15 protein-coding genes and 1 pseudogene are annotated in these 16,783 nt (G+C 44.1%); 13 read left to right on the forward strand and 3 right to left on the reverse strand.

Annotation, left to right across the window (positions count from 1 at the left end; all coding sequences use genetic code 11):
• Positions 1–272 precede the first annotated feature (272 nt).
• From H583_RS0126765 to H583_RS0126815, 13 genes and pseudogenes are all read left to right on the forward strand, one after another.
• A complete protein-coding gene (locus H583_RS0126765) occupies positions 273–1,190 on the forward strand; it encodes a proline dehydrogenase family protein (protein WP_036711173.1) in 918 nt (305 codons plus the stop codon).
• Between the two features lie 135 nt (positions 1,191–1,325).
• Positions 1,326–2,159 (forward strand): 5-dehydro-4-deoxy-D-glucuronate isomerase, encoded by an 834-nt coding sequence (gene kduI, locus H583_RS0126770; protein WP_028563170.1) that lies wholly within the window; start codon positions 1,326–1,328, stop codon positions 2,157–2,159.
• A gap of 28 nt (positions 2,160–2,187) precedes the next feature.
• Entirely contained in the window at positions 2,188–2,943 is a 756-nt protein-coding gene (locus H583_RS0126775) for a DeoR/GlpR family DNA-binding transcription regulator (protein WP_028563171.1), read from the forward strand.
• Positions 2,944–2,965: 22 nt separating this feature from the next.
• Entirely contained in the window at positions 2,966–3,721 is a 756-nt protein-coding gene (gene kduD, locus H583_RS0126780) for a 2-dehydro-3-deoxy-D-gluconate 5-dehydrogenase KduD (protein ID WP_028563172.1), read from the forward strand.
• A 106-nt stretch (positions 3,722–3,827) separates the two neighbouring features.
• Complete coding sequence (locus tag H583_RS0126785; protein WP_028563173.1) at positions 3,828–4,628, forward strand: GNAT family N-acetyltransferase; 801 nt, start codon at positions 3,828–3,830, stop codon at positions 4,626–4,628.
• Positions 4,629–4,798: 170 nt separating this feature from the next.
• Entirely contained in the window at positions 4,799–5,386 is a 588-nt protein-coding gene (locus H583_RS0126790) for a hypothetical protein (RefSeq protein ID WP_028563174.1), read from the forward strand.
• A gap of 261 nt (positions 5,387–5,647) precedes the next feature.
• Entirely contained in the window at positions 5,648–5,929 is a 282-nt protein-coding gene (gene groES / locus H583_RS0126795; protein WP_028563175.1) for a co-chaperone GroES, read from the forward strand.
• A gap of 71 nt (positions 5,930–6,000) precedes the next feature.
• Positions 6,001–7,635 carry a chaperonin GroEL gene (gene groL, locus H583_RS0126800; RefSeq protein ID WP_028563176.1) on the forward strand — a complete coding sequence of 545 codons (1,635 nt, stop codon included), beginning with the start codon at positions 6,001–6,003 and terminating at the stop codon, positions 7,633–7,635.
• 140 nt (positions 7,636–7,775) lie between these two features.
• Positions 7,776–8,858: a phospholipase D-like domain-containing protein gene (locus H583_RS0126805; protein ID WP_081667607.1), complete on the forward strand. Its 1,083-nt coding sequence runs from the start codon at positions 7,776–7,778 to the stop codon at positions 8,856–8,858.
• Between the two features lie 244 nt (positions 8,859–9,102).
• Positions 9,103–9,309, forward strand: a pseudogene (locus tag H583_RS38210) (hypothetical protein); the annotation flags it as partial.
• A 779-nt stretch (positions 9,310–10,088) separates the two neighbouring features.
• Positions 10,089–10,316: a hypothetical protein gene (locus H583_RS36880; RefSeq protein WP_154666007.1), complete on the forward strand. Its 228-nt coding sequence runs from the start codon at positions 10,089–10,091 to the stop codon at positions 10,314–10,316.
• A complete protein-coding gene (locus H583_RS0126810; protein WP_028563178.1) occupies positions 10,282–12,357 on the forward strand; it encodes an nSTAND3 domain-containing NTPase in 2,076 nt (691 codons plus the stop codon). Before H583_RS36880 ends, H583_RS0126810 begins: the two co-directional genes overlap by 35 nt.
• A gap of 606 nt (positions 12,358–12,963) precedes the next feature.
• Positions 12,964–13,479 carry a hypothetical protein gene (locus tag H583_RS0126815; RefSeq protein ID WP_028563179.1) on the forward strand — a complete coding sequence of 172 codons (516 nt, stop codon included), beginning with the start codon at positions 12,964–12,966 and terminating at the stop codon, positions 13,477–13,479.
• Between the two features lie 168 nt (positions 13,480–13,647).
• Here the strand turns inward: H583_RS0126815 and isdG are convergent, their stop codons facing one another.
• Genes isdG through H583_RS0126830 form a run of 3 tightly spaced genes read right to left on the reverse strand, consistent with a single transcriptional unit; the run spans position 13,648 to position 16,726 of the window.
• On the reverse strand, positions 13,648–14,769 hold the full coding sequence (isdG, locus tag H583_RS37915; RefSeq protein ID WP_028563180.1) for a heme oxygenase: 1,122 nt from the start codon (positions 14,767–14,769) through the stop codon (positions 13,648–13,650).
• A complete protein-coding gene (locus tag H583_RS0126825) occupies positions 14,769–15,764 on the reverse strand; it encodes a FecCD family ABC transporter permease (protein WP_028563181.1) in 996 nt (331 codons plus the stop codon). Before H583_RS0126825 ends, isdG begins: the two co-directional genes overlap by 1 nt.
• Positions 15,761–16,726, reverse strand: coding sequence for an ABC transporter substrate-binding protein (locus tag H583_RS0126830; RefSeq protein WP_028563182.1), 966 nt, complete (start codon positions 16,724–16,726; stop codon positions 15,761–15,763). Before H583_RS0126830 ends, H583_RS0126825 begins: the two co-directional genes overlap by 4 nt.
• Between the last annotated feature and the right edge of the window lie 57 nt (positions 16,727–16,783).

The raw sequence follows: 16,783 nt of genomic DNA on the forward strand, positions 1-16,783 counted from the left end.
ATCACTGCATCATCGGTCAAGTTGCTGGACACTTGCGCTTGTATGATCCAGCTGACAAAGCTGCGGCAACGACATCGTGCCCTGGTCATTAACTCTGTTAATTATACGCAAGATTGGTGAAAAACGTTGCAGAAGGGATTTTATCCGGCTCAATTAGCTATATTTTGATGCGGAGCCTTGCAGGAACAGGAAATTTTTGCAGGGAGGTCTTATGGAGAAGCCTGCGCAACATAGATATAACTAATACAACAAATGGAAGTGGTGATTCCTGCATGGCGATCATGCGCAATATGCTTCTGTACTTATCCAAAAACCGCACAGCAAACCGTGCCGCGAAGAGATTTGGATTGAGATTTGGCGCAGATCGGTTTGTTGCAGGACAAACGCTGGAGAAAGCAATGGAGAAGGTAAAGGAACTGAATGATAAGGGAATTAAGGTCACGCTCGACCATCTGGGCGAATATGTGTTCAGTATAGAAGAGGCGGAGGCCGCTGCTTCAGCGGTAGTCCGGGCGCTCGCAGCCATTCATGAGAGCGGAGCCGATGCCAACGTTTCCGTGAAGCTTACCCAACTCGGACTGGATTTATCGTATGACAAGTGTCTTTACAATATGCGGGGGATCGTAGCTGCCGCCAAGCGCCATCGGAATTTTGTGCGTATCGATATGGAGGATTATGTCCGCAATGAGCGCACGCTCGCCATGTATGAGACGCTCTCCTCGGCTTATGGCCCATACGTTGGCGTTGTGCTCCAAGCCTACTTGTACAAGACAGAGAAGGATATGATTAGGATGAAAAAGCATGCTCCCAATTACCGGCTGGTCAAAGGGGCTTACAAAGAAGATTCCGAAGTTGCTTTTCCAAAAAAAGAAGATGTGGACCTTAACTTTATCAAGGTCATTGAGCTGCAGCTTCGCAATGGCCACTTCGCGGCTATAGCTACCCATGATGAGCAGATCATTAACCACGTCAAGCAATTTGTGCAGACTCACAATATACCACGCTCGAAATTCGAATTTCAAATGCTTTATGGCATTCGTCCGATGCTCCAGCAGCAGCTTGTCAAGGAAGGCTATGGGATGCGGGTCTATGTACCCTACGGGGTGGACTGGTACGGTTATTTTATGAGAAGGCTTGCAGAACGGCCTGAAAATGTGAGTTTTGTGGTGAAATCTATGTTAAAGCGGTAACAAAGTGAAGAACGAAAAGCACAAATCAGGGGCTAATGGGAAGATAGATACTCCAAAAAAGTTCTTTTATGTTCGTTTTTTTGATGATATACTTAAAACGAACATAATCATACTATTCAGGAGGTTTTCTTACCCATGGAAATTCGTCACGCCACCAATCCTTCCGATATAAAGTCGTACACGACCGAAAGACTGCGGAAGGATTTTCTGATTGAAGACTTGTTTCAGACAGGCAAAGTTACAATGGTGTATACTCATTATGACCGGATGATAGTCGGCGGTGCCGTTCCTGGGAACGAACCTTTGGAGATTGAAGATGCCGATGCATTGAAGACCGAATATTTTCTGGAGCGCCGGGAAATCGGTCTATTGAACGTAGGCGGCGGTGAGGCTGTCATTATGGCTAACGGGGAAGTCTACGAGCTTGGCAAGCTGGATGCGCTCTATGTGGGAATGGGCGTCAAGAAGCTCACGGTAGCAAGCAAGGATCAGGGCAACCCGGCCAGAATTTATTTTTGCTCTTCACTTGCACATGCAACGCATCCGACAAGGAAAGTGCTCATTAGTGAAGCGAACCCGCTTCATATGGGCTCGATCGAGACATCGAATGAACGAACCATTTATCAATATATTCATGCCGATGGCGTACAAAGCTGCCAGCTTATGCTGGGGGTTACGCGCTTCAAGCCAGGCAGTGTATGGAATACGATGCCTGCACATCTGCATGACCGCCGGATGGAAGCGTATCTGTACTTTGACATGAAAGAGGATACGCGGGTATTCCATTTTATGGGCGAGCCATCGGAGACACGGCATCTGGTCGTCAGCAATGAGCAGGCCGTTATATCTCCTCCATGGTCGATCCATTCGGGGGCTGGCACAAGCAGCTATACGTTCTGCTGGGCGATGGCAGGAGAAAATTATACCTTTAAGGATATGGACATCGTCCCGATGTGGGATTTGAAGTAGCCTTTTTAACATTTGGGAGGAGTCATTCATGCTGGCTGCACAGCGACATCGGAATATTATAGAACGGCTTGAAAAGCAGGGGAGTGTCAAAGTTTCCGAGCTGAGCGCAAGCTTCCAGGTGACGGAGAAGACGATCCGTGAGGACCTGGAGAAGCTCGAGGAAAAGGGGCTCCTGAAGCGCATTCACGGTGGCGCTGTGCTGGAGGCGGAGGGCGAGGACAGCCTGCTGCCGCTGATGATTCCCAATATTCGCAATGGACAGGCCAAGGCGGCGATTGCCGAGCAGGCTTTGCGTTATATTGAACCGGGGGATATTATCGCACTCGATGCGGGCAGCACAACACTGGAGATTGCAAAGCGGGTTAAGAATATGCCGCTCACCGTGCTAACCAATGATTTGCTGATCATTCGCGAGCTGGCGCTCAAGGAGCAGATTCGTCTTGTCGTCCCTGGCGGCTACAGGCATCATAATCTGCTTATCGGGGGCGAGGAGCTGGAGTGGATCAGCCGGCTCAATGTGCACAAGCTGTTTCTGTCTACGACAGGCATTCATTTGGAATACGGCCTGACGATCTTTACGGAGGAACTGGCGAAGCTCAAGAAGGTGTACATGTCCTGTGCCAGACATATTTATTGTGTAGCTGATCACAGCAAATTCGACAAAGGTGCGCTGATTACATTTGCGGAGCTGTCAGAAGTGGATTATTTCATCACAGACAGCGGTCTCAATGATGAGCTGGTGTCGAAATACGATGGACAAGCAGTCAAGCTGATTCGGGCCTGATGGCAAAAGGAGAGTTTGAGAAATGAACTTGTTTGATTTAAGCGGCAGGACAGCAGTCGTTACAGGGGCAGGGCGAGGGCTCGGCAAGGCGGTTGCGTTGGGCCTTGCCGAAGCTGGTGCGGATGTGGTGCTGGTGACGAACAGCACTCCGGCTGATGACTTGAAGCAGGAGATTGCAGCTCTTGGCAGAAAAGCGTTGACGATTCAGGCCAATGTCGGCGATCAGAGCCAGCTTCCCGGCATTATCCGGCAGACGCTGGAGCAATTCGGACGTATTGATATTTTGGTTAACAATGCGGGGATTATCCGGCGTACGCCTGCGGCAGATCATGCCTTTGAGGATTGGCAGGAAGTGCTGGACGTCAATTTGAATGCGGTCTTCACGCTTTGCCAACTGGCAGGCAGGGAGATGATCGCTCAAGGGTCGGGCAAAATTATCAATATCGCATCCATGCTTTCCTTCCAGGGAGGCATCAATGTGCCGGGTTATACGGCGAGCAAGCATGCCATTGCAGGCTTGACGAAGGCACTCGGTAATGAATGGGCGTCCAAGGGTGTGCAGGTGAATGCTATTGCTCCGGGCTATATGAGTACAGACAATACCGAAGCGCTGCGCGGGGACCCGGTCCGCAGCCGTCAAATACTGGAGCGTATTCCGGCAGGCCGCTGGGGCGAACTGGAAGATATGAAAGGCCCGGCTGTATTCCTTGCTTCTTCTGCGAGTGATTATATGAATGGCCATGTGCTGTGTGTCGATGGCGGCTGGATGAACCGGTAGGTTTTTGATATGATATAAAGAGGCTTCCTGGGGGTGATTTTTTACTTCTTGAGAAGCCTTTTTGAAATATAAGAAAGTATAAGTTCCACTTAAAGGCGGGAATTCATTGATACGCAAACTCATGCCGGAAGAGCTAACAGCCATTTTGAATACGATCGATCGCGACCATCATTTTCTCTATTACTCCTATCTGACCGCACGAAAGCACAACGCGCAGCACTACGGGCAGTTCACAGATGAAGGCGAATTAACCGGCGTTCTTGCTTTTTTAAAGGGACTCCCGTTTTATGCTTTTTCCGCATATGCCGTCCAGAGGGCGTTTCAGCTTCAGCCGGTGCTTTCCTATATTAAGCGTCAATTACAATTGCCTGACCAGGCAACAGGCAGCTTTATTCTGAATGAACAGGAGATGGCATACTTGTCCGCACAGGTGAATTTCACAAGGCCGCCGCGGGGACTCATCCTGATGAAACATATGAATTTGAAAGCCTTGCCTCCCCAGGACGAGCGTGTGCAACAGCTGGCATCATTCTCATTTCCCCAGATTGAAGAATTGATGGCGGAATTAAATACGATGGCATTTACCAAAGAAGAATTGAACTATCCCTTCTTTGGCGCACTGGCGGAGCAGAAGCTCATTGCGGCAGGGGGCTACCATATTTACAATGGGGATTATGCAGAGCTGGGCAATATCGGGACGAATACTGCATGGAGACGGCAGGGCTATGGCAGAAGCATATCTGCGGAGCTGACCCGGAATGCAAGAGCGTTGACACCGAATGTATATTTGAATGTACTGGAGGAAAATGAAGCTGCCATACGCCTTTATGAGTCGCTGGGGTATGAACGGATCTGCAAACAGTATATTGTGGAGTTTTCTTTAGAGAGCGGGTATGTCAGGCAATAGAAGCGAAATGAATACTTAGGTCTTTCCGAGCGTATACGTACCCATGAGTACATGGAGCACACAGAGCCGGATAACTTGCTTGCCGCTCCTTGCAGACACTAAAATAGAGACAGGGATAACAAAAATGGCCGTTTTATTAAACGGTCAGGCATGGAGATGGAGGGAGATCGATGAGGCTGCTCCGGCGTTTATTTACTGTGCTGCTTGTTTTGCTGCTGCTGCTCGGACTGGGAGTTTGGGGACTGATTCGCTATATTGCTCCGCAAGAGCAGCTTGGCCTGGATGCTCCCCGGGTTAATATGGAGAAAAAAGTTCTGGAGATGGCGATTGAGCTGAAGCCTGAGCTTACGCTGACATCGGAAGAAATCAATCATTTGATCAAGAGCCATTTGCAGAAAAATCCCAAATTGGAGAACGGGACGGAGCTGAATGGCGCTGATTTTAAGCTGAACGGCAGCCTGATGTCCGCCCGGGTAAATTTGACGTATATGGGTCTGGTTAAAATGGGCGCATCGGCGCAGTACCGTCTTGTGTGGGATAAGCCCAACCTGCGTGCCATACCCGAGCACCTCACCGTCAGATCTGTAAATCTGCCTTCTGAACTGCTGAAGGAAATTGTCGTTCCCTTGGGCAGCGAGCTTCCAAGCTGGGTCGAGATCAGTCAGGTTACATTCGAGGATTCCCGGGTAAGAATCAGATTTCAGGCCAAGCTTCCGGACCCGGGATGGCTGATAGACCGATTAAAGGAGATCAGTTAAGCCATAGCACTGTTATTGTTTCAGCCTTTGCAGAACTTTAGTCATTGCGTGAGCAGCAAAGGCTGCGGGAGCCTGAAATGCTTTTAGCATCAGCCGTGAGTAGAATCAGGTGTGGCTTATGGGTGTTTTTTCATTAAAAAGCGATAAAAGGACTTGAAAAATGCTGCTCAAATTAGTATTATAAAAATGATTATTAGCACTAGACGTTAACGAGTGCTAATATAAAGGGAGCACTAAATTTCAAAAGGAGGCTATTTTTTCATGATCAGACCTTTAGGTGAACGCGTATTGATCGAACCGATCGCGAAAGAGGAAACGACTGCCAGCGGCATTGTACTGCCAGACACAGCGAAAGAGAAACCGCAAGAAGGTAAAGTAATCGCTGTAGGAAGCGGAGCAATTAAGGATGGCGCTCGTGTAGCATTGGAAGTAAAAGAAGGCGACCGCGTTATTTTCTCCAAATACGCTGGCACAGAAATCAAATACGAGGGTAAAGAGTATTTGATTATGAAGGAAAGCGACATCCACGCGATCTTGGGATAAGCCCGGTTTTGAAACCATATAGATGAATGAAACATACTTAAGCTTCAACAATTGAAGGAGGGTATCAAGTCATGGCTAAAGATATTAAATTTAGTGAAGACGCACGCCGCTCGATGCTGCGCGGGGTAGACGCGCTGGCAAATGCGGTTAAAGTAACACTCGGTCCTAAAGGCCGTAACGTAGTATTGGAAAAGAAATTCGGAAGCCCGCTCATCACAAATGACGGTGTATCCATCGCAAAAGAAATCGAGCTGGAAGATGCATTCGAAAACATGGGTGCTCAACTGGTTAAAGAAGTTGCAACTAAAACCAACGATGTAGCTGGTGACGGTACAACAACTGCAACAGTTCTGGCTCAGGCTATGATCCGCGAAGGCTTGAAAAACGTAACTGCCGGCGCTAACCCTATGGTTATCCGCAAAGGGATTGAAAAAGCGGTTCGCGCTGCTGTTGAAGAGCTGAAAAACATTGCGAAGCCAATCGAAGGCAAGCAATCTATCGCTCAAGTTGCTGCAATTTCTTCCGCTGACGATGAAGTTGGACAATTGATCGCAGAAGCTATGGAAAAAGTGGGCAACGACGGTGTTATCACAGTTGAAGAGTCCAAAGGTTTTGTAACAGAGCTGGAAGTCGTAGAAGGTATGCAATTCGACCGCGGCTACATCTCTCCTTACATGATCACTGACACAGACAAAATGGAAGCTGTACTGGATAACCCGTACATTCTGATCACAGACAAGAAGGTCACGAACATTCAAGAGATTCTTCCTGTTCTGGAGAAAGTCGTTCAATCCGGCAAGCAACTGCTGATCATCGCAGAAGACATCGAAGGCGAAGCTTTGGCAACCCTCGTAGTGAACAAACTGCGCGGAACCTTCACTTGTGTCGGCGTTAAAGCTCCAGGCTTCGGCGACCGCCGCAAAGCAATGCTGCAAGACCTTGCTGCCCTGACCGGCGGTCAAGTGATTACAGAAGAGCTGGGTCTGGATCTGAAATCCACTACTGTGGAGCAGCTTGGTTCTGCACGTCAAGTGCGTGTAACCAAAGAAAACACGATCGTTGTTGATGGAAGCGGAGATTCTGCTGACATCCTGGCTCGTGTTAACCAAATCAAAGCTCAACTGGAAGATACAACTTCCGAGTTCGACCGTGAGAAGCTGCAAGAGCGTCTGGCTAAATTGGCTGGCGGCGTAGCAGTAATCAAAGTCGGAGCAGCTACTGAAACTGAATTGAAAGAGCGCAAGCTTCGCATCGAGGATGCCTTGAACTCCACCCGCGCTGCGGTTGAAGAAGGTATCGTATCCGGTGGTGGTACGGCTCTGGTTAACGTATATAACGCGGTAGCGGCAGTTCAAACGGAAGGCGACGAGCAAACAGGTGTTAACATCGTTCTGCGCGCGCTGGAAGAGCCTGTACGCACAATCGCAGCGAATGCAGGCCAAGAAGGCTCTGTAATCGTTGAACGTCTGAAAAACGAAAAAATCGGCGTAGGCTACAATGCAGCTTCCGGCGAGTGGGTAGACATGTTCGCAGCCGGTATCGTTGACCCAGCGAAAGTAACCCGCTCCGCACTGCAAAACGCAGCATCTGTTGCAGCGATGTTCCTGACAACTGAAGCTGTAGTAGCTGACAAACCAGAAAAAGACAAACCAGCTATGCCAGACATGGGCGGCATGGGTGGAATGGGAATGGGCGGCATGATGTAATACAGGCTGAACAGCCTGTGGGGTATGGGTTTCTCTTTGGGGAAACCTGGAATGCCCACATTGTGTAAAAATAAGATACCTTAGAGTGATGAAAATTGCTCTAAGGTATCTTTTGTATATCTTGACTAAGGGATGATGATTTGAGTTTAGAAAGAATTATACTAGTGCCTGGAAGTATAGAATTAGTTTCCTCAAAGGATGAATTAAATTATCAGGAGGTTTTGGATGATTTTCCGAATGCAGAGTATATATTTGTAACCACATATAATATCTCTGCAAAAAGAAATTACTTATTAGATCTACTTAAAGATTCTGCAGAACATGCAGAGGTACGTATTGTTACAAATATTCCAAATCATTATGATACCTACTATAGTGATTCAGCACGTGAAAAAGCTAAAGATAGCATCAAGAATTATACAAAACGGTTGAATTCAAATGAGATAGATGGTATCGCTACTTTTTATCACTTTGATAATCATACTAAAATAGTACTAACAAATAATATAGCTTACATTGGTTCAGCGAATTTCTCGGATGAAAGCATGAATAACAGAGAGACAGGTACGCTTATTCGTGACCCCGAGAAGGTAAAGCTGATTATTGAAAATTTGGTACCTTTAATTGAAGATGAAGGGATTCAGTATTTCGGTGATGTATTTAATAAAAAGCAAATTATTCTATCAAAGCTATTATCAGATATGATGTCTATTACGGATAGCATGAAGGAAGGATTGTTTACTTATGTAGGTCGATTCGAAGAGAACGAGGTATATAATTCGAGAGATCCATATGTATCTCCTAAAAAGCTTAATCAGTTGTGTGAGATATTGTATGAATTTGATGAGGAAATAAATGATTTGATTAACGTTACTGGACATGACACTTTTTCTGAGTCAAACATTATTAGTAACCTAGAGACTGCCCGAAATTTATGTGAAGAAGAATCACCTATGTATGAATTAGCATTCTTTGATCATCAAGATTTTGCTTGTGAACTAATCAGTGATGAACTTTCATATTATGATGAACTAGATAAAGCTACAGAGATAGCGTCCCAACGAGCTTTTGATCGACATGAAGAATTGGCAGAAGCTGCAGAATCTGATGTGAATGAATTTTATAATCTAATAGAATTCATAACGGATGAAATAATAAGGTTTGTTGATGAGTTAGAGAAATTACATGATCAGCAACAAACCATTGATAATATGAAAAGATAATTGCCCTTAGTATTACAAGCTTTGCATGAGTTCATTGAACTTCTGAGAAGCTTCTTTTTTCATAGTTTTGGTGACGTGGAGATAAACACGTTTTGTAATTTCGTCGTCCTGGTGTCCTAATTTTTCTATAATCTCATGAATTGGAACATATGATGCCTAAGAAATGGCGTAACCATTGGGCTTTTAGCGGGGATAAAGCTGCTGCGGATTTCCGTGACCGCAAACTGCTTACGCTGGAAACTTAACGATTATCACGCAAGCGTTGAACGCTTCCATACGTGACTCCGACTGGGCGAAAAAGAAATCTGAACGAGGTGATAAAGGCAGATTAAGAAAATATGCGGAAGGAATAGAGACCCTTTCCGCTTATCTTGACGCCGATATTTGGGATGAAAACGCAACTATAGAAGAGCCTCTTACCTGTCATCAAAGGCACTTGAAGCATGGGTGATTTAGCGCTTAAGTTTTATTGTTTAGAAACGCATACCGGTTGGGGACGAAGGTCATCATATTCATGAAAACGGCAACAAACGTAACCATACGCAAAAAGTAAACCCCCTTATAATTCAAAGCATTAGCTCGCCGCGGCGTAGGAGAACCAAGTAGCTTATGTTTCCGCATACGAAACATAGGCCTGAACAATTCCATGCCCACATTGTGTAAACAGAAGACACCTTAGAGTGATGGAAATTACTCTAAGGTGTCTTCTGTTTTTAAGAAAGGGGAGAGGTCTTGCGCATCTTCAGCAATTTTTGAATACATAACAGAACTGGATATCACGAATAAAACGTCTTGGTGGATCGTGGACACGACATCTATAAGAACTTTGCACTTCTGGAGGAGAAGCCTAAGGCTACGATAAATTATCGTGTACATTCGTTGTATTATTAAAGTTGGCTGTTTCTATGATCTGGTTGGCTTAGGGTTTGAAAACATCACTTAGGACATTTTCTTGTTTTTCTCAATCAATTCCTCCGATAAACTCTCCCTGTTGTTTTACTTTGATGATATTAACTAAAGTGAGAGGAAAAACCATAATGTTTGTCGAATTCAACAGAAGTATTCCGAAGTATCTATGCTTGATGTATTCCTGACTCTCAAGGTGAGCACGATGCGAGGACCAAGCGAAAAAAAAAGCTTGTGAGTTGATACTCCTCCACAATCGCTGCTCTAGTTATTGGTATTGAGCATCATTAGGTGCGAAATGTGAGATTTAAGAGAGGTGAAAATGTGGATTTTTTTAATCCTTCAACATTAGAAGGTTCATTAACAATTGGTATAATTGCAGGCTTAATAAGTGGAGCAGTAATAGGTTTTTTTAGTGGTAGAGCTTATGAGAAAAACAGTATAGTAAAATCAAATATAAAACAAAAAGGCAACGGAAATGTGGCGATTCAAAATTCCAAAGTAGGGCGGGATTTATTTGTTCGAGAAGAAAAAGATAACACAGGAGGGTAATGATAATTACGCCGTAATAGATTCTAAAATAAATATCTTGGCAATTATCACTGGTAACTCAGATTTTGATTTTGAAAACTATTCAGAAGACCTTGACGACGATTTTCAAGAACAGTTTTTTGAAACAAAATATTATAAGAAAGTGATAGATTCGTTTAATAAGAATTCAGTTGTCGTTTTACTTGGGATACCTGGAATTGGTAAGACATTCACGTCAAAACGGTTATGTTTTGAGTATAAAGAACGAGGGTATTCCATTTTATATTCAGAAAATATTAATGAAAATAATCAAGTTAGAGAAATTATAGACTTTATTTCGAAAAACCCAAAACTTAAGATTTTTATTTTGTTGGATGATTTTCTCGGATTAAATTACAATTTAATAAAAAGTGAAAAAGATCAAGAAATTGCGAAGTTAATAAAAAAAGTGAAAAAAGAAAATAATAGAATCAAAATGTTGATTAATTCTAGAATCCCAGTATACAACGTGTTTAAATCTACGAGTGAAAGAACGACACAAGCAATCGACAGTAGCCAAGTCCATGAAATCACTTTTGACTCTTCTTTAGATATTTGTGATAAAGCTGGTATTTTATATAATCATCTAAAAAAAGCTTACAAGAATAGATATATTTCAGAGCAACATTATTCTGCTTTATTAAATGAGAAAAAATATTTGGAAATAATCCTAAATAACGAATTTAATCCAAGAGTCATTGATTATGTTACAAGAGATGTGAAGGATATCGCTCCTGAAAACTATTTTGAGTATATTATTTTAAATTTAAAAAATCCCGATAAAATTTGGGATAAGGAAATAAAAAATTTACAACAGATTGACAGGATTTTTATTTTTACACTTTTCTCATTAACAAAAACTAATGTGAATCTTAGTACTCTAAGAAATTGCTTTGATAAACGAATCAAAAATGAGAACTTTCCAAGTCTAGATACAACGATTTCTCAATTTGAAGTTGTTTCTACTCGTTTGCTAAATTCAATAATAAAAATTGATAAACATTTTGAAAAAGTTGGTGTATTAAATCCTTCAATTAATGACTGGCTATATAAAAATTTAATGAGTAACAGTCTTGAAATAGAAAAAATAATTTCCAGTGCATTGTATTATGAACAGATAGAATGCTTTGATTCTACAATGTATTTTAAAAAACCTCTTATTGAATTAATGAAAAATTATGAATTTTTAAAACTGAATACCTTACCTAAACTAGTATTTATAGAGTCTATTGAACATACTACGCCGTCGTATCTATATTTATTGAAAATGTTATTATGGAAACTTGATGATACAGATTTAGCTAAGATAGGTTTAGATAATGATTGGGTAGAAAATTTTATAGGAGAAATATTTACTAGCGAAAACTACAATTTGGTAGAGAGCGAAGCAAGACTTTACAACCCATTAAAAAGTTCAGAAATATTTTGCAAGTTATTTTCCGAACCACTAATAAATAAGTATAATCTTACAAAAGTTATTACTAATAAAAAATATTTTGAGGTAATACTTAAGTCTGTTGCAAGAGATGAAGCCTACTTCTGTATTTTAAACAATATCTGCAAAAAATATAAAATTTGTTTTGAAGACGATTTTTATAACTTGCCTCAAGTAAGAAGTGCATCGATAAATAATATAGCGACCCATGTAGGTAATGAAATTTATGATCAATTAGTTTCAAAAATTCAGGAGAGTGCAGCTAGTAATATTGATAATCATGAAGGAGAACCCTTTGATGATTTTGTTGACACTATTTATGACGAAATCTACGATGTGCTAAACAATATGATATCCGAGGCTATATCTGAAAAGTTATATAAAGAAAATATTGAATGGTTAGATGAAACTGATTTTGATATTGATACAATAATCAGTGATGAAGTTGAGTTATATGATTTAATTCGTGATAAATGTTCTATTTATTGTCAATCTGAAGATTTGGAATATAACGATAAAAGAAATATAGAAAAAGAAATAATTGATGTCATTGAAATGTTTGAAAGTTCAAAATTTTTCATTTCATAGATCTATTTTTAATGTAATTAATCTTACACAAGAAATTAATGCTGTCACATGGTAAGTTTATCCCTTAAGATGGTACGGATTGGGGACGAAAGTCTTTATTTCAGGATGAACGGCAACCAAATAGAACCAACTTCTAATGTGGAAAATCCTTATAAATCAAAGCTCTAGTACGCCGAGACGGATAGGTGCTAACTAGCCTATGTTCCCGCATACGACACACATACCTGAATAATTCCATGCCCACAACTTGCCCACGAACTCTACGCACACATCGTATTTTCTTGGATATATATGACTGATTTCTGAAGAAAATCGGACAATAAGGCCACCAAAGGACTCAAAAAACCTATAAAAATACTTTTGTCTCATGGGCGGCATGATGTAATACAGGCTGAATAGCCTGTGGCATCAGGGGCTTCTTTATAAGGGGGCACTGTCTATAAGGAAGGCTCTTTAACTGTTCGAATTCAAACAGTTAAGGAGCCTTTTTCCTATTTGTATGTCAACTTTTAATATTTCATTTACCTGGTAATTTTCGGTTAATCGGTTTACTTTTCCATCTCTTTCGTTTACGATGCTAAAAGAACTGTTACTAGGAGGTAAAATATGGTCGCAGTACTTTATGTCGCAGGTATATTGTTAATTGTCGCAGGGGCCTTTTTTGGAATTTCATCTGAGAGCGGTCTTTTATTCTTTTACTCCATCCTTCCTGGAATTTTTCTTATGGCAATAGGCAGGATTATTAGCTTGCTGGAACGAATCGAGCAGAAGCTGCCGGGCCAGAATGATCGTCAAACGGGCCAATTTGGCAGCAAGTATACCTTTCGTTCATTGGATTTTCAGGTATTTGCAGACATGAATGGTTTGTACCAGTACGTTCGGCTGGATGGTCATGATTATGTGCAGGCCACCCTATTTAAAAACCACATGTCTCATGAAGGAGACGTCTTTGTATTCAGCCTTCCGAACAAGCCTGAAATTAAGCTTCACAGACAGGGCATGTATGAGGCAGGGGCGGAGCTGTTTATGAGCAATAATGCGACTCTGGTGTCGCTCCAGGTGCTGGGGCTTACAGCCTCACATGAAAATGGTGAGATTAGATTGTCTTATAGCAAAAAGTAAAACCAGCTTCATTCCATTTTGATCAGTATTGCAGACAACGCTGATATTCATATAGGTTTCTAATTAGGTCTCATGAGTGTAGCCATTAAAAATGGCGTATAAGATAACTTCACAGCTTGCAGATCAAGCCGGGTTATCTTATACGCCATTTTGACTTAAAGTGGAGTTCTACTCTCCAGAAGCAGCCGGAAGAGGATTTCTGACGATTTTAACCTCGTAGAAGGAAATTTTATTATCCAGAATGTAGTCCGGGATGCCGCGGTGGGAGTGGGCTTCCTTGAAAGCCGGGCTGCGCGTCCATGCCTGGAACGCTGCTTTGGATTCCCAGCGGGTGCTGACCGTTACTTCCTCGAATTCCTTCGTGTTCTCCGTCAATAATACCTCAAGGCCCAGGAAGCCTTCCATTTCCTCTACCTTGCCGACACGGTCGAATCTTTCAATGAGCAGATGGGCATTGCCCGGTTTGATTTTGCTTGTATTCGTTACGATAACCATTTTATCACACGCTCCTAATCTTCTTGTTTTTGAAGGTATAATGACGGGATACCCGTCTTCAAATTTGACTTTGGCCTCAATGTCATAGACATGCTGAAAAAATTCACGGCTTAATATGTCCTCCGGTGTTCCGGTCGTGACGATTTTTCCTCTTTTCATGGCGATCAGGTAGTCGCAGTAGTGGGCGGCCTGCTGCAAATCATGAAGCACCATCAGAATGGTCAGATTGTATTCCTGATTGATCTTTTGCAGCATCTCCATCACATCCAGCTGATGGGCGATATCCAGATAGGTTGTCGGCTCATCCAGAAGCAAAATATCCGTCTTCTGTGCCAGAGCCATAGCGATCCGGGCCTTCTGCTGTTCTCCCCCTGACAGGGTATGGAACATCCGGTTTTCGTGCCGTTTCGTCCCCGTTATCTCCAAGGCCCAGTCGATAATCGCCTCGTCCTCCTGCTTCATCCGGCTTTCGAACAGACGCTTATGCGGTGAACGTCCGTAAGCCACCAGTTCTCTGACTGTTAACTCCGGAAGTCCTGATTTGGATTGGGGAAGCATGGAGACGGACCTGGCCAGTTCTTTCGTCGAGTAATCTTTCAAAGGACGCTGTTCAATCTGCACCTCGCCCTTATCCGCATCCAGTAATCTCGTCATCACTTTAAGTAAGGTTGATTTTCCAGAGCCGTTAGGCCCGACGATGCCGGTGATTTTCCCTTTGGGAATGGAGGCTGAGATGTTGTCCAGGCGAAAATGGCCCATTTCCAGCTCAAGCTGCTCCGTCTGAATGGCTGTCATCACATCATTCTCCGTTTCTTAAGCAAGTATAAAAAGAACGGTGCGCCTAAAGCGGCAAGCAATATGCCAACCGGAAGCTCAATCGGATCAAACCAGGACCGGGCTACGGTGTCAGCAAAAACGACAAGCGCTGCTCCGGTGAGCATGGATAACGGCAACAGGTAGCGATAATCCTCCCCGATGATGAGACGCACGGCGTGAGGCACGACCAGACCGACAAAGCCGATAAGTCCGGCAACACTAACGGCAGCTCCGGCCAACAGGGCTGATAGCAAAATGATGAAAAAACGCTGCACTTCCACCTTTTGTCCAAGCAGCTTGGCCGATTCATCGCCGAGAAGCAGCACATTGGCCGGCTTGATCGCCAGGAAGCTGAGCAGCAGTCCCGCAATCGCATAAGGCGACATGAAGCCAAGCTCATACCAGCTCTTGCCGCTTAGCCCTCCGGATAACCAGGGAAGGACACTCTGCACACGGTCACTGAACAGCACCATGAAACCATTGGTTGCTGCCCCTAGCAACGCGTTAATGGCAACCCCTGCCAAAATAATTTTGAGCGGCGAAGCTCCTTTATCCCAGGCAAGGCTATAGATGAGCATTGCCGTGCACAAGGAGCCGGCGAATGCGGTCACCGGAAGCAGATAACCAAACTGCGGGAGCACAATCATCGTAATGATGGCAGCCAGACCGCCTCCGGCCGAAACCCCGATTATGCCGGGATCAGCAAGCGGATTTTTCATGACGCCTTGCAGCAGTGCTCCCGAAGATGCCAGGCAGGCTCCAACCAAAAGGCCAATGAGGACGCGGGGCAGACGCAGATCCATAATGATTCTGTCATGCGCGGGCAGACTGCTTCCGGCAAATACCTGCCATATTTCATTCAGAGATATGGAAACTGACCCGTAGGCAAGACCATACAAGGAAACAGCAATGACCAGCAGCGGGGCAAGGACCCATGCCCAGTTTCTGCGTTTTCGGCGTGCATCAGGCTTCATTTCTGGCCTTCCCCGTTCAGGATGTGGTGCAGCATATCCATTGCCTCCAGAACGCGGGAACCGGGATTGCTTCCGAACAAGTCAGCCGGGAGCACCGTCACCCGATGGTTAACGACAGCATCTATGCCGTTCCAGGCCGAATTGCGTTCCATTTCCTTGAGGAAACCTGCGGTCACTTCCTTCGGATCGCCATGTCCGGTGATGAACACATATTGCGGGTTGGCTTCAATAATCCGCTCTGTGCTTAATTGGGCATATTGCGGGTACTTCTCCAGATTCGGATAATCCGCAGCAATATTGGCTGCTCCGGCGAGCTCGGCAATGTTACCGCTTAATGAGTTGGGAAGCGCCGCCATATAAGTGCCGGGAGCTCCAAACACAATCAGCACTCTCGGTTTTGCATCAGGCTGATCCTTCTTCATCGTTTCGGCCTTGTGGTCGATATCCTGAATCAATTCGGAAGCCCGGTCATTTTTGTCCAGCAATTGTCCGAAGAGCTTAATCTGCTGCTTGATTTCATCCACGGAATTGGCGGACGTGAGCAACAGCTTGGAGCCGATCCCTTCGACGGACGCGATATCCTTCATGTTCAAGGGATAATTGCCCAATACAATATCCGGATGCAGCAGAGCGATCTTCTCCAGATCAATACTGTGGGTCGTGCCAATTTGCTCTGCAGACTCCGCTTCCTTGACAGAGATTTCTTTGCTGGTTGGTCTGCCGGCAAGCGTACCGCCGAGAGCATAGACCGTATTCACATCACCATTGCTCAGCGCAACAATTTTCTCCGGCTTGGTTGAGAAGACAACCTCACGATCTGCAAAGTCTTTCACGGAGAGTGCTGCGGCCTTGCTGTCTGACTGGGTTGTCCCTTGGCTGTTGTTACGGGCCGGCACTTGCTGACTGCACCCTGTTATCGTAAATACAAGGGCGGTTAGCAGTATAAGTAATCGTTTGTTCACGTCATCCCCCTGTTTTTACTTAGAAAAAAATAGTAGTGATTTCCAACTTTTATACCC

Origin of the sequence: Paenibacillus pinihumi DSM 23905 = JCM 16419, assembly GCF_000422505.1 — a bacterium.
Lineage (GTDB): Bacteria > Bacillota > Bacilli > Paenibacillales > Paenibacillaceae > Paenibacillus_D > Paenibacillus_D pinihumi.